Origin of the sequence: Mesobacillus maritimus (assembly GCF_044803185.1) — a bacterium.
GTDB classification, from domain to species: Bacteria; Bacillota; Bacilli; order Bacillales; family Cytobacillaceae; genus Mesobacillus_B; species Mesobacillus_B maritimus_B.
Genome location: NZ_CP085225.1, coordinates 5,454,544 through 5,469,391 on the forward strand (window position 1 = coordinate 5,454,544; position 14,848 = coordinate 5,469,391).

Consider the following 14,848-nt stretch of genomic DNA (forward strand, 5'->3'; position numbering starts at 1 on the left):
AGAGGACCCCTCACTAATGGGAAGGGTCTTCTTTTATTTTGTTCTAAAACTCACCACATGAAATCCGCTTGGAAATACATAATGAGTATCAAGAATGGAAAACATGGAATATAGACTTCAAATTGGAGTGATAAATATGAGTAATGTAGGTCAGGTTCGGCTAACATCCTCTGAAATAGCCCAGCTTTGGGCACAGTACATGAATGATAGTGGAAGCATCTGTATGCTTACGTTTTTTCTAGAAAAGGCTGAAGACGAAGAAATAAAACCAATCATTGATCACGCTTTAAACATATCGAAAAGTCATATTGACAAGCTGACAAGCATTTTTAAGGAAGAGAAGCAAGTCGTACCGGATGGGTTTAGTGTGGGGACTGATGTGAATCTCCAAGCACCTAGGCTGTACTCAGACACCTATGTACTTCAATTTATCCATACTATGTCTAAAATTGGGCTAACAAATTACTCGGCCGCCGTTGCTTCGACGACAAGGGCCGATATAACCGACTATTTTATGGAATGTATGACTGAAACCATGGAGTTATATAAAATTTCCAAGGAGCTGCTGTTAGCAAAGGGGATATACATCCGCTCCCCTTACCTTCCAAACCAAACAGACGTGGATTATGTTAAAAAACAAGGGTTTGTTTTAGATGTCATCGGCGAAAAGCGTCCTTTAGTCGCCTCTGAGGTTAGCAATCTGTTCGCGAATCACCAGCGAAATGCATTGGGAGAGGCCACCATAACAGGGTTTAGTCAGGTGGCCCAGTCAAAGGACGTGAAGCAGTTCCTTGTGAAAGGCATTGGAATTGCCCAAAAGCATACAAGGTTATTTGGTGATAAACTGACAGAAAGCAACCTTCCAATTCCGTCTACATGGGCTGCGGAAGTCACGGAGAGCACCTCGACTACCTTTTCGGACAAACTGATGATGTTTTTTACATCTGGAATGATTAGTTTGAGTGTCGGCTATTATGGGACCGCGATTGCGCAAAGTCCACGTGGCGACATTGGGGTCATGTATAATCGATTATCTGTTGAGGTCCAATTGTATTCGGAAGATGGGGCCAATATCATGATTAAAAATGGCTGGATGGAGCAGCCTCCAATGGCCGCGGATCGCGATGAGTTAGTCTGGAAAAAGAAGTAGTGGGACATGGTCCCCGTGTCCCAAATCAGGCTCAACTGGAGCCTGATTCTTTATTGTTTTGAAAATCCGACGCCGATGGCTTTTACCCAATCCATCGGTTCGCCGTCCTTCAGTAATTTTAGATTGAGTCTAAGGAGGTCTAACCTGGTGATGAACGGTGCGTTTGGTTTCGCTACCCGCTCAGCGTTTTCCACAACTGTTTCACCCACTTGTAATCCGTCGATGATCTCGATTCGGTCGTCCACTTCGAGGCCCATATTGATGAACCGACGCTCTACCTTCCCGGTTCTTGTGAGGACGTACAAGTAGCTGCCGTTTTGAATTTGCTCGTCCGCAACGGTTACAGCCCCCACCCTTTGATCGGTGATGATGGTGATGTCGACATGCTGGCCGTGGACGAGGTTGGGCTCCCCCTTATTCGGTTGCAAATCATCACCGTCATTGATCGGTTGGGAGTCCCTTGATGTATCCGCTAGGTCCTCGTCCGCTAGTTCCCAAGGGTCCTCAAGTTCTGTGCCTTCGGAGTCTGCCACCATTTCTTCTGCCTCATCCATTTCCTCGGTGGAAGCTACGAGCGTCTCGCTGTCACTTGCTGGCTGCGGGTCCAATTCGATTTCAAAGCTGAACTCACTTTCTTTGCTAACGTCTGGGTCTTCCTTAGAATGGCTAGCGATTTTCGTTAGCTTGCCGGCAAGCTTGTCCTGAATGAGGTCGGAGGTGATATACGCCTCCATCCCCTCGGTAACATTGGCCAAGTCCTTTTCGGTAAAAGTCCCCTGAACCTTTGGGTCATCCGAGATGATGGTCATAATTGGATTTTTCAGGTCCAGATTGATCTCTTTTACCGTGCCATTCACCTGACTGCGGACGTCAAGTTCATTATTTCTTTCTAGGGCCGCTAGGTTGTCCTCATGGACCTCGATTTCTTTTTCAAGATTGCGGATTTCCCTTTCTTTATCGTAGATTTCCTTTTCAATCGTTACTTCGACTAGCGTCTCTAATTTTAACCCAGGCACTGGAGTTACCAAGCCATCACCACTTACCGCGACGCTATCGGACGAACTTCCGGCAGAAACGGTCTGCAAGTATTCTAGCTGCTGAACTTGGTCCTCAATCAACGCGACTTCCCTGTTCAGTTGCTTGATTTCGGTTTCTAGCCTTTGCCGATCGGCATCAACCTGTGCCGATTTATATTCATATAAAGGCGTCCCTGCCGTAACGGAATCACCCTTTTGCACATAGAATTGCTGAAAGCCGCCCTCTTCTCCATTAAAATAAATCGGATGTTCCTCGGTCGGAGTGACGACGCCCGCAGTTTGGAGCGTTTCCGTAAGGGTTTCGGCCTTCGCTTCAAACCAGCTTGTGAGAAAGTTGGTGCGGCTAACCTTGCTATCATTATGTAGAGTAAGAAACACATTCGTCGCAATGAACAATGCGCCAGTTGCTGTGAGGATTGCGGTTCGTTTTTTCATGAACATCACCTGCCGTTCTATATAACTTTCTCAAACTGAATGATGGAAAAAAACGCAGACAGTAGCCAATAAACGAGATTCAAGCCAAGTACCAATGATAAGACGATTATTCGTGATTTGTCCGTCAACGCGCGAACATAAAGGTATTGAATCACAACTACCCACACTTTAAAAAGAGAAATTCCTGCGAAGAAATTTATCATAAAGCTGTTTTCTGTTAGCGTTTGGGCAATTGGCCCGAGTGAAAATGGTGAGCTTACCTCTGGGACTCCGAGCAGGAGACTGACAGGAATCAAAACAAGCCTTTCTAGAAGGAGAACGATTAAGACAAGCAGCTGCATCACAACAAAGCGGTTCAAGTCTGTGTCGGTCATGCTCCAAAACCAGAAGGATGATATGTATAGGATGACTAGCCCGTAAAACAGCCCCCAAAGCGTTTGGCCGGCAACGAATAAGGCTTTTTGCAGCTGAAATTCTTCTATGCTAACGGTGAGAAATTTCTTCGCCAAATACTCCGACCCAATCCCGAAATAGCCGCTTAGCCCAAACACCAACCCGCTGATGAGGATCATAATCAGGGTATGGCGCCACACCTTCCCCACACTCTCGGTCGTTCTCAGTTCATACATAAAATAATTCGGGTGGCGTAATCCGCGCATCAGGCGAATTTGGAACATCATTTTCATTTCCCTCCAATTTTGTTGGACTTGTGGGTGTTATTTTGTTTTCTATGGAAAGGCTGATTATTTGTGAACATATATACATTGATATTCTTTTCGCAAAGGTGAAAATCCTCTATTGATTTCAAATAACCTCAAGACTCCTCTAAGTGGGATTTTTAGGGTATAATAAAGAAATATGGTTTTTTAGCGACGGAATGTTTTTACATAATAACCCAGATTTATTTTTAAAGGAGGAATGACGGTGACGATGGTTCCAGAGGTGCAGGTGCGGCAAGCGGCTGATGAACTAAAGAAGCTGCTGCGGCCGGAGTCTGAAGAAGATGCTAAAGTTGTCCAAAAGGGCCTGATGCTTTACCGCCAGGGCCTTGTTCATCATGTGAAATTTATCGGTGGCTCTGTGTGGGCGACGGTTCAGGATGTAACTCCGGTTCGCGTGTATGTGAGTCTCAGCAATCCCGAGGACAGTACGTGTACATGTCCGGCCTATGGATTCTGCCGTCACCGCATGGCTGCGTTTTTCCATGCCTATAGCCAGGTTGATAGTGTCTCCGATTGGGTGGAAAACTGGCGCAAGCCTGCGAAGGAAAGCCAGCAGGCCGAAGAATGGGGCATGAAAAAGGCCAAGGATTTGATGAAATCAAGGCAAAGTGACAGTCATGATTATGGTCGTTGGGTGGAGGAGTTCGTGGACAGCTTTGAGGAGATTGTTCTCGGTCAAGGCAAGCCAACGCCATACGTGATTGCAAGCCTACTGCATGCTTATATGCGCAAGGTCCGAGCTTCGGCCCCGCTTCAACAGGAGTGGAAAGCATTGTATGAGCTGGTTGGGAACTTATATGCTTTTAAGCAACTGACGATTTTAAGTGAGCAGCTTGGGCACTCGGGTGAAACGGTTGATCGCTATTACCGCTATTTATTCGATACGTTGGAAGAAGATATCGAAGACTTGGTTGCGTCGTTAGCGGTGCATAGCTTGCCGTTTGACTTTGATCCTTTTATGGAAGAGTTAAAGCTAGAGACCGCCGACTTGGTGGAGCGCGAGGACCTGTTCAATTATGAGCGGATGAATTTGTACCGGATGCTGTGGAGCCATTTGTTAAAAAAGAAAAGCTGGCGCGATGGTGAGCGCAAGCGGCTTGAAGCATTTGGTGATGGCAAGCGAACGCAGGCTGAGGAAATCGCTCTCGCCCATCAGTATTTCTTGGCCCATCAGGACCGAGATACACTTGAGCATCTTAAAAAGCTGGGAAATCACACGCTGCCGTTTACGTTTTATTGGATTGAAGAGCTGACCTCGCAAGGAGATTTTAATCGGGCTGGCGTTTTTATTGAGTATATGACCCAGCATATGCGGAATGCAGTGGTCCAGATGGGCAATTATCATCAAGCGCGCGACTTTACGCGTCATGCGTTGCGGACCTCGATGCCGTATTTCCGCTCAGGTGGACGCGAGGATCTCTATGAAAAAATGTTAGCGCAGTCTCTCCCCTACAGTTTTATTGAATATGAGGACTTTTTATTTACAAAAGGTCAGTATGACAAATGGGGCGAGCTGTTTACCTATACGAACTTCGAATCGTTGAGTGTGCCGAACGATAAGATAAAGGTTCTCCAAAAAGAGGATCCGGAGGTGCTGCTTCCGATTCTTCATCAGGCGGTTGATGGACTGATTAGTCAAAAGAACCGACCGAGCTATAAGCAAGCTGTCCGCTTGTTGAAAAAGCTCCGTGCCGTTTATAAAAAACTAAAGCGTGTACCTGAGTGGGAAACGTTTCTCGAGAAACTTCTCGACCGAAATAAACGCCTGCGTGCGTTTCATGCTGAGTGTGAGCGCGGGAAGTTGATCGAGCCGAAAGTGAAGGTGGAAGAATAAGGGCGGTGCCAGGTGTCGGCCGGATTTTAAGCGATACATACCAAGCTATTACTAACCAAGTTTCAAGCGTTACCTACCTGGCTACTACTTACCAAGTTTCAGGCGTTACCTATCTAGCTACTACTTACCAAATTTCAGGCGTTACCTACCTGGCTGCTACTAACCAAATTTCAGGCGATGCCGCCTACCTAACCACTACTAAAAGAAAGGAGCGGCTGTGATGCTGCAGATGAAACTGATTTCGATTCATATGAAGCCGTTGGAGGATGGGAGGTTTTTCCTTCATGGGATGGATGCTAATGGGCGTGATATTGAGCTGTCGTCCTGGAGGCATCTGCTGTTTAACCGTCACAAGGAAAGCTATTATGGCACGATGCTTGAAGACGGCAAGCTAAACGGGGCGGTCGGTGTGTTCATCAGCAGCTGGCAGCTTGTCACGCTCTTTGCTGAGGAAGGCTTCAACCGGATCGTCGAGTGGGAATGGGATGAGCTCTCCCACCTCTGCCTCGCTTCAGCCCTTGCGATTTACGATGCGATACATGAAAAGGATTGGCATCCAGATTTTCGGGCGCTTGACGGTGCGGGGTCTGGGGGAAACGGAGATGACACCACCGTTGGCAAGGCTGCCGCGCCCGTTACCGAGTCCCGTGCGTTCCGCTGGTTGCTTCCTGAACAAGTGAAAGATGAGTTTGGCGATAATTTTTGGGACGATACCATCCACCAGGACGGTCAATCTTGGCATGTTGAGAAGTTTATCTCCGACCTGTTTCACTACGCACTGGATTCTTATTTTAATGAAAATGAATCTCTTAAATACCTGCTTGGAGAAAAGCTTGAACTGTTGCGCAACAATCAGCTTTCTGGCAGGGAACTGGCCGCCTACTTTGATGAAACGCGTTGGCTTGAGTGGATTGGCTTAAAAGAAAACCCTGCACCGTTCCATATTGGTCTCCGCTTGGAGGAGCCTGAAGACGGCGAAGGCGACTGGAAGCTTGGATTATTTTTACGCGGCCATAATGGCATGGTGATTGACGCCAATAACTATGCGGATTATCCAGCTGACTGGGAAGGCTTTTACGATAAAATTGATGCTGAGGAACAGCGTTTGGCGAACGTATTCCCTTGGTTGTCCGAGGAAGGCGAGCGCGGTGCCGATGACATTCACCTCAAGTCCTCGTTAACCGAGGAGGATGCGTGGCAATTTTTAACCGAAACAAGCGAAACCTTGATTGCCCTTGGCATCGAGATTCTCCTCCCTTCATGGTGGGAAGCGATTCGTAACTCGCAATTAAAGGTGAAGGCGAGGTTAAAGAGCCAGGGCGGTTACCGGCGTTCGTTCGTTGGCCTCAATGCCCTGCTTGATTATGATTGGCGCTTCTCCATGAATGGCGTTGACCTTGATGAGGATGAGTTCCAGCGGCTCGTCAATGAAAAGCGGCGGCTTGTGTTTGTGCGCGGCAAATGGATTAAGCTCGACCAAGGGTTTATCCGCCAGATTCAGGATTTGATGAAAAAGGCAGACAAAGAAGGCTTACATATTCGCGATCTGCTGCAGCAGGAATTGCATGAAGAAGGCGAGGAACCGTCCGACCAGCTTGAGGATCCGCGTGCATTTGCGAAAATACAAATTGAGTTGAATCGCCATTGGAAGCAGATGATGAAGCAGTTGTCTGAAACGAAGGAAATTCCGGACCAACCGGTGCCTGATGGGCTCGAAGGTGAGCTTCGCCCTTATCAAAAACTAGGGATGAACTGGTTGTTATTTTTACGAAAATACGGATTTGGCGCGGTGTTAGCCGATGATATGGGGCTTGGGAAAACGATTCAGCTTATCTCCTACCTGTTGGCGGTCAAAGATCAGGAGTCAGACAGTGGTCCGGCGTTGATTATCTGTCCGACTTCCGTTCTTGGAAACTGGCAGAAGGAAATCGAGCGCTTTGCGCCTAGTCTTGATGTGATGTTGCATTATGGTTCGAACCGGCTGAAAGGTGAAGAATTGCTCGAGCGGACAGGGCGCGCCGACATTGTTCTCACTTCTTATGGGTTAACTCATCTTGATTTTGAAGAGCTTGAACATGTTGAATGGAGTGCGGTCGCGATTGATGAAGCGCAGAATATTAAAAATGCGGACACGAAGCAGTCCCGCGCTGTTCGCAAGTTGAAGGGCCGACATCATATTGCCCTAACCGGGACGCCAATGGAAAACCGCCTGTCTGAGCTATGGTCGATTTTTGATTTTACCAATCGTGGCTATCTTGGGAGTGCCGGTCAGTTCCAGAAGCGGTTCATTGTTCCGATTGAAAAGGACGGCGAGGTGGAACGAATCCGCCAGTTGCAAGGCTTGATTCGACCATTCTTGCTTCGTCGGACGAAGAAGGATGAAGATGTGGCCTTGAATCTTCCTGATAAAATTGAGCAGAAAGAGTATTGTCCACTGACGGCGGAACAGGCTTCGCTTTATGAGCAATTGGTGAAGGACACGTTCGGCGAGATTGAAAAATTGTCTGGATTTGAGCGCAAAGGCTTGATCCTGCAAATGCTTGGCCGCTTGAAGCAGCTGTGCAACCACCCTGCGCTTTATCTAAAAGAACCGGAGCCGGTGGAGCTTGTGACCCGCTCGGCGAAGTTAGAGAAGCTGATGGAGCTGGCCGGTGCAGTAAGGGAGCAGGATGAAAGCTGCTTGATTTTTACCCAATATATTGGCATGGGCGAAATGATTCGTAGCGTGCTGCAAAAGGAATTTGGCGTCGATGTTCCATTTTTACACGGAAGCTTGCCGAAAACGAAGCGCGATCAGATGATTGAACAGTTCCAGAATCGAGAGTTCCCATTCTTCCTGCTATCGTTGAAAGCTGGAGGAACTGGGTTGAACCTGACGGCCGCCAACCACGTGATTCATTATGATCGCTGGTGGAACCCCGCGGTCGAGAACCAGGCCACAGACCGAGCATATAGGATTGGCCAAAGCCGGTTCGTGCACGTTCACAAACTCATCGCCACCGGCACACTTGAAGAGAAAATTGACGCCATGCTTGAAAAGAAACAAACCCTAAACGACCAAATCATCCAAAGCGATACCTGGATGACCGAGCTCTCTACAGGCGAGTTAGAAGAGTTAGTAAGGTTGGGGTAAGGCGGGACAAGGGGACAGGTTCCTTGTCCCAGCGGGGGACATATGGACCTGTCCCCTTGTCTCGATTGACTCTGTGAGGTGACTTGCAGGGTCTTTTTTCTTTATTGGTGTGTTTATTTTTGGATCTACAAAGTCGGCGGGTATTTCCTCCGTGACCGAAATAGATTGAAATCAGACCTAAAGAGCAAGTTGAACGCTTCAAATTGAACCAGCTCGAGAACACCAAAAAAAAACGGTCATCATGAAACTCTCATGATGACCGAAATTGTGTGCACTATCGAAAAACGGGCTCCATGAAACTCTCATGATGACCAAAACCGGATGCATCATCGATAAACGGGCTCCATGAAGCTCTCATGATGACCGAAATCGTGTGCACCTTCGATAAACGGGCTCCATGAAACTCTCATGATGACCAAAACCGGATGCATCTTCGATAAACGGGCTCCATGAAGCTCTCATGATGACCGAAATCGTGTGCACCTTCGATAAACGGGCTCCATGAAACTCTCATGATGACCAAAATCGGATGCACCTTCGATAAACGGGCTCCATGAAACTCTCATGGTGACCAAAACCGGATGCATCATCGATAAACGGGCTCCATGAAGCTCTCATGATGACCGAAATCGTGTGCACTATCGATAAACGGGCTCCATGAAGCTCTCATGATGACCAAAATCGGATGCATCTTCGATAAACGGGCTCCATGAAACCCTCATGGTGACCAAAATCGGATGCACCTTCGATAAACGGGCTCCATGAAGCTCTCATGATGACCGAAATCGTGTGCACTATCGATAAACGGGCTCCATGAAGCTCTCATGATGACCAAATGATAGAGTAGCTGCAAAAAACAGGCTCCATCAAGTACAAATTACCTACACACAGAAAAACCTACCCCACACCCATAATTGATGTCTAGTAACCTCTTGAACTAAATCCAGCTCTCTACCAACAAATAGATTCCGGTAAATAGCAGAATGATATACGTAAAGACGGTGAACATTTTCTGGTTGATTTTATGAAAGATTCGTTGTCCTAGTATCAAGCCTATAATCACTAATGGTAGAGCCATAGCACTGGAAACCCAGACTGTCGCATTCGTTCCGGCAAACCCCACTTGAATGACTAGGCTTACGAAATAGATAAACAAATAAAATGCTAGCGTCGTGCCTCTTAATCTTTCTTTTGGTGTATCTGTTCCGGAAAAATAGAGCAAAATCGGTGGTCCAGGCATTCCGATGCTGGTGGTCAGGGATCCTGAAATTCCGCCTATCACCAAGTCTCTCTTCTGTGTTTGCTTGATGCGAAACTGTAGCATCAACAATACCGTTAAGGCCAAGAGCAGTACACTAATTCCAAGCTTCAACTTGGTGGTTTCGGTAAACATAAAAACGATGATACCGCCTGGAAGACCGACCATCCCCCCTATGATAAATCTTTTTAAAATCGTTCGCTCGATGTCCTTTTTAATTTTAGAAAGAAGTGCCGATGAAATGACGAGAGACAAAACTAAGTTGATTTGAATCGCTTCAGCAGGCTCAAATAACAATAATAGAAAGGGCGTAGCCAGTATGGAAAACCCAAAACCTGTACTCGTTTGTAGGATTGAGGCCACTAAGATGATTAGCCCGAACAACACAATCTCCATACTCTCCCCACCTCCGAGGAACGAGGGTTCCGTGTCCTCGCTGGGACAATGAACCTGTCCCCTTGTCCCTATCTCTGTCTATACAGATCCATCGTTTTATAACCGGCTGCGAGGACGGATTCCATATCAGCTAACCGCTTTTCTTGCGTTGCTTGTCGTTTTGCACTATAAACGTAGCGGGCCCAATCCTTTTGGTAGCCATAGGTTAACTCATTGTAAATTTTTAAGGTTTCCTCTTTGTCGGCGAAGTGTTTCTTCAGGTCTTCAATATGCTCAATATAATCATCCACACATTGGCTCGCCTTCGTTGACGTCGTCTTCTTCTTTTTCTCCGGTTGCACCTTAATGCCGATGACCGTAAAAACATCATTAAAGCTGGCCATTCGTGCAAACTTCAACTGACTGCCATGAATATAGCGTTCTTCATTGTAATACTTTTCGGTATAGATGGTATCACGCTCTATGTACTGGTCATACTTTTTGTTCCCTTTTTTCGGGTAGGCAAAGTACAAATACCCATTTTCTTTTAAAAGGTTCTTATCGACAACTTGCTTCAGGTGTTGCTCATATTCTTCCATAGTAAAAATAAAAGCAAAGATGAGATCATATTGCTCCTTCTTCACCTCAACATCATAGTCAAGTTCATTAAAGTCCTCGACATCGTCAGGGATATTGAGAATTACCTTTGATGGGTATTTCGCCAGGTTCAGTTTTTCAATCACCGTCTTTTGAGAATTCACTTCATTTGCTCCTTTCTTAGGGACAAGGGGATAGGGACAAGGGGACAGGTTCATTGTCCCACCCTGGGACAATGAACCTGTCCCTTAGTCCCGAAATAACTCTGTATTTGCATAAAGCGATGGCGATCCGCCGGAATGGATGAATAACAGGGAATCTTCTTTTTTAAAGATGCCTTTGCGGATTAGGTCCATCATGCCTGCTACGGCTTTGCCGGTATAAACGGGGTCAAGCAAAATCCCTTCTGTTTTGGCCACGAGCTGCACGGCTTCGACCATTTCCGGGGTAGGCTCGGCATAGCCTGGGCCGACGTATTCTTCAAAGCAAGTGATGGCTTCCCGCTGAACGGGGTTCGGAATGCCAATATGCGCCGATGTTTCATTGACAAGCTTAAACACTTTCTCTTCTTGCTCGGGCTTTCCACGACTCACATTGATGCCAATGACGGGAATATTGCTTTGCAGCCCCTGCAGACCAGTGACCAATCCGGCATGCATCCCTCCGCTTCCGCTCACACAAACGACCGCACTTAGATTAATCTCCTGCTCAAAGGTTTGAGCGAGAATTTCATGGGCACAGGATACATATCCCTTTGCCCCGATAAAATTGCTGCCGCCAACGGGAATCATGTACGGCTGACGTCCTTCTTCTTTTAGCTGTGCCGCAATCTTCTGCATTTCCTTGTTCAAATCTGTTCCATGCGGGACAATCTTGATCTCCTCTGCCCCAAGCAGATGATAGAGAAAATAATTGCCGTTAAAATCCGGGTCCATATTCGGCGTGACGCCCTCCTCCAACACAAGAATGCATTTCATATCCTCTTTCACGGCTGCGGAAAGCGTCAAACGACAATGATTCGATTGAATTGCCCCACAAGTAATGATGGTGTCTGCCCCTTTTTTTAGAGCATCGGCAACGAGAAACTCCAACTTGCGTGTTTTATTGCCGCCTCCGGTCAAACCAAGCTGATCATCCCTTTTAAAATAAATCGATGGCCCGCCAAGCGCCTTCGTAAAATGAGGCAAATATTCGATTGGCGTAAACCCTGGTGTATACCGACGCCTCGGAAATTGTGCTAAGTTCATGCTATATCCCCTTTGTATATCGCACTATTTTTTTGATTGATATTAGCCTGCTGATATTCCGCTTGTAAGTTTAAGTTTTTAGGGACAAGGAACCTGTCCCCTTGTCTTACTTGTTAGTTTAATTTTCTAGGGACGAGGAACCTGTCCCCTTGTTCTTACTTGTTAGTTTATTTTTCTAGGGACAAGGAACCTGTCCCCTTGTCTAGTATAGCAAAATGAAACTAGAAAATGGAAAAACCCCGGGTTGGTGCCAGGGGTTTTCTACTTAACCTTGTTTATCATGCTTCATTAAATACTCGTCGATAATCGCTTTATGACTTTTCACCATTTTTGTAGGGAACTTTTCTGGTTCAAAAAACTCAAACGAAATGGACTCTTTCTCATTTACTTTTACTTTTCCCTCAAAGCACTCGGTATAATAAGCCACGGTCACAACGTAAAACTCGTCCCCGTTTTCTGCCTTGACAAAGTGATTTGCCCCTGAGTACACGTTGATTAGCTTTAAGTCCTTCACCGTTAACCCTGTCTCTTCCAAAACCTCACGCTTAGCCACCTCTTCTGTCGATTCCCCGAGCTCCATTAGACCGCCTGGAAGTCCCCATGTCTCTTTCGGAAACCTCCGTTGCTCCAATAAAATTCGACCTGCCTCATCGATGATGACCGTTACCGCACCCACTAAAATTAACGGCCGATGGCCCACTATTATTCGTAAATCCTCAATGTAACCCAATCCCTCACCCCAAACTTTTTTATCTGGGGACACAGGGACAGGTTCATTGTCCCACGCTGGGACAATGAACCTGTCCCTGTGTCCCTCCCTTTATTTTATGTATAAACTCGTACGGTGAACTGGACAAATACCACCTAACATGGAAATGAAGAACGGTCTCCTTGTTTCCTACGGTATATTTTAAAAATCATAAAAACAAGGAGGTAAAGTACCATGGAGGAAAGCAAAATGTTGATGAAAGCTCCTGTTAAAAATTGTAGGCTACCTGATTGGATGCTTCCTACGGTATCGTTTACTGCTTCTATGTACTCCACTTCTACAATCTCCTCTACCTTACTTGGGTTATCCTGGAACAGTCCGCCGACCCGATAATTTAACAAAAATAACACTGGCCAAAGTGGGGTCCCAATGATTCCCCCCATTACAGCAGCGAAGACATTCACTTTTGCTAATTTGGCAATCCCCACCGAGAGGATCGGACCGAGGCCAAATGTCGGAAACCAATTTGGGATAAAGCCTAACGTAAAGCCTAATGCAACCTGATGGGGGCTTGCCTTTAGACGAGAGAATCGAAGAAGATAATATCGAGTGCGACGCTTCAGTTTCAATTCAAGACTCCTAACATTTGACTAGTTTTACCTTTTATTTTACCAGAGAAAGGGACAAGGGGACAGGTTCCTTGTCCCACACTGGGTAAGGAACCTGTCCCCTAAATTGGGTCTGGCTCTTCTTCGCGTTTTGGTGCTTTACGCTTTTTCTTTTCAGCAGCGGACACGGCTGGGACTTCTTTTCGGAAGTCTTTTAACACGGCAAAGGACATCCCAATGAGGACGAAGGTCAGTGGAAAGGCACTGACGATGATGGCCGTTTGCATGGCATCTAGTCCGCCTGAGAGCATGAGAACCACAGCCGACGCAGATAAAAACAGTCCCCACGTAATTTTAACAAAATTCGGTGGATCCATATCCCCTCTAGTGGTTTGCATCCCCAGTACAAAGGTCGCGGAGTCTGCTGACGTAACGAAAAACGTAGAAATTAGAATCAACGTTACCACCACTAATACCCCAGATAGCGGAAGCAGATCAAACACCGCAAACAAGGCCGTTTCGAGGTTTTCACCCGCGATATTCGCTCCTTGGAAAAAGTCAAAGTAGATGGCGGTTCCCCCAAAAACACCGAACCAAAAGGCACAAACCAAGGTCGGAATCACCAGTACGGCAATCATAAACTCCCGAACGGTCCTTCCCTTTGACACCCGCGCAATAAACGTTCCAACAAAAGGCGCCCAGGCAATCCACCATGCCCAATAAAAGATTGTCCAGTCTTGAATCCAAGTCGCCCGCTCCTGATTAAAAGGTGCTAATCGCAATCCCATACTAGGTAGATTTTGAACATAGCTTCCTAATGTCGTGACAAATAGATCCAGTACGAACCCGGTTGGACCGACAAATAAAAAGGTAAACAGAAGGATAACAGCAAGCACAAGATTGGCATTGCTTAAATACTTAATTCCCTTTTGTAGACCTGTGCTAGCCGAGAGAATAAACAACACTGTAACCACCGCAATAATGATTAACTGCACGGTAAAATTATTCGGTACACCTGCCACATAGTTTAATCCTCCATTAATTTGGGCTGCCCCTAATCCAAGCGAAGCAGCAACCCCAAAAATCGTCGCGAAAACAGCCACAACATCAACCGTCGTTCCGATTGGGCCCTTTGCACGATCTCCGATGAGGGGGATAAGGGTCACACTCATTAACCCCGGCTCGTCTTTTCTAAACTTATAGTAAGCTAACACCAGCGCGATCACCGAGTAAATCGCCCATGCATGAAACCCCCAATGCAAATACGTATAGCGAAGCGCCGTTGTAGCTGCTTCTGAGGTTCCACCTTCCCCCACTGGAGGGAGCGCAAAGTGGGAAATCGGTTCGGATACACCATAAAACAACAACCCAATCCCCATGCCGGCACTAAACAGCATCGCAAACCAAGTTGGCCGCTTAAACTGTGGCTTATCATCATCTTTTCCTAATTTTATTTTTCCATATTTGCTAAAAATCAAGAAGAGTGCAAACAGCAGAAAAAAGGTCGCTGCTAATTGATAAAACCAACCGAACGTTTCTAAAAAGAAAGCCTTCGCTACACTCATCATTTCGCCTAACTGAACCGGAGCGACGACACCCCATATGACAAATACACTCGCAAACGCGAGGGAAATCCAAAAGACATTTGACACCTTGCTCACATACGCCATCTCCCTGTTGTAGATTTAAATGATTACAAGGTTATATTTCCCGAAAACATAGAAACCATGTGAAGACATGGGG

11 protein-coding genes are annotated in these 14,848 nt (G+C 46.5%); 3 read left to right on the forward strand and 8 right to left on the reverse strand.

Annotation, left to right across the window (positions count from 1 at the left end; translation table 11 throughout):
• The first annotated feature begins 136 nt into the window (after window positions 1–136).
• Complete coding sequence (locus tag LG336_RS26200) at window positions 137–1,150, forward strand: DUF3231 family protein (protein WP_404330407.1); 1,014 nt, start codon at window positions 137–139, stop codon at window positions 1,148–1,150.
• Window positions 1,151–1,200: 50 nt separating this feature from the next.
• Here the strand turns inward: LG336_RS26200 and LG336_RS26205 are convergent, their stop codons facing one another.
• Both LG336_RS26205 and LG336_RS26210 read right to left on the reverse strand, forming a co-directional pair.
• The gene (locus LG336_RS26205; protein WP_404330408.1) at window positions 1,201–2,622 is read right to left on the reverse strand and encodes an efflux RND transporter periplasmic adaptor subunit; all 1,422 of its coding nucleotides are present in this window, start codon (window positions 2,620–2,622) and stop codon (window positions 1,201–1,203) included.
• A gap of 17 nt (window positions 2,623–2,639) precedes the next feature.
• Window positions 2,640–3,302 carry a hypothetical protein gene (locus LG336_RS26210; protein WP_404330409.1) on the reverse strand — a complete coding sequence of 221 codons (663 nt, stop codon included), beginning with the start codon at window positions 3,300–3,302 and terminating at the stop codon, window positions 2,640–2,642.
• Between the two features lie 250 nt (window positions 3,303–3,552).
• On the opposite strand from LG336_RS26210, the gene LG336_RS26215 reads away from it, so the two are divergent.
• Both LG336_RS26215 and LG336_RS26220 read left to right on the forward strand, forming a co-directional pair.
• Window positions 3,553–5,178: an SWIM zinc finger domain-containing protein gene (locus LG336_RS26215; RefSeq protein ID WP_404333291.1), complete on the forward strand. Its 1,626-nt coding sequence runs from the start codon at window positions 3,553–3,555 to the stop codon at window positions 5,176–5,178.
• 220 nt (window positions 5,179–5,398) lie between these two features.
• Window positions 5,399–8,311: a DEAD/DEAH box helicase gene (locus LG336_RS26220; RefSeq protein ID WP_404330410.1), complete on the forward strand. Its 2,913-nt coding sequence runs from the start codon at window positions 5,399–5,401 to the stop codon at window positions 8,309–8,311.
• A gap of 937 nt (window positions 8,312–9,248) precedes the next feature.
• On the opposite strand, the gene LG336_RS26225 is transcribed toward LG336_RS26220, so the two are convergent.
• From LG336_RS26225 to LG336_RS26250, 6 genes are all read right to left on the reverse strand, one after another.
• Window positions 9,249–9,965 carry a sulfite exporter TauE/SafE family protein gene (locus LG336_RS26225; protein ID WP_404330411.1) on the reverse strand — a complete coding sequence of 239 codons (717 nt, stop codon included), beginning with the start codon at window positions 9,963–9,965 and terminating at the stop codon, window positions 9,249–9,251.
• 68 nt (window positions 9,966–10,033) lie between these two features.
• Entirely contained in the window at window positions 10,034–10,705 is a 672-nt protein-coding gene (locus LG336_RS26230) for a YdeI/OmpD-associated family protein (protein ID WP_404330412.1), read from the reverse strand.
• Between the two features lie 84 nt (window positions 10,706–10,789).
• Entirely contained in the window at window positions 10,790–11,788 is a 999-nt protein-coding gene (locus LG336_RS26235) for a D-cysteine desulfhydrase (RefSeq protein WP_404330413.1), read from the reverse strand.
• 265 nt (window positions 11,789–12,053) lie between these two features.
• Window positions 12,054–12,518: an NUDIX hydrolase gene (locus LG336_RS26240; RefSeq protein WP_404330414.1), complete on the reverse strand. Its 465-nt coding sequence runs from the start codon at window positions 12,516–12,518 to the stop codon at window positions 12,054–12,056.
• Window positions 12,519–12,652: 134 nt separating this feature from the next.
• On the reverse strand, window positions 12,653–13,126 hold the full coding sequence (locus LG336_RS26245; protein WP_404330415.1) for a DUF2062 domain-containing protein: 474 nt from the start codon (window positions 13,124–13,126) through the stop codon (window positions 12,653–12,655).
• Window positions 13,127–13,227: 101 nt separating this feature from the next.
• On the reverse strand, window positions 13,228–14,766 hold the full coding sequence (locus LG336_RS26250) for a BCCT family transporter (RefSeq protein WP_404330416.1): 1,539 nt from the start codon (window positions 14,764–14,766) through the stop codon (window positions 13,228–13,230).
• Window positions 14,767–14,848: the final 82 nt, after the last annotated feature.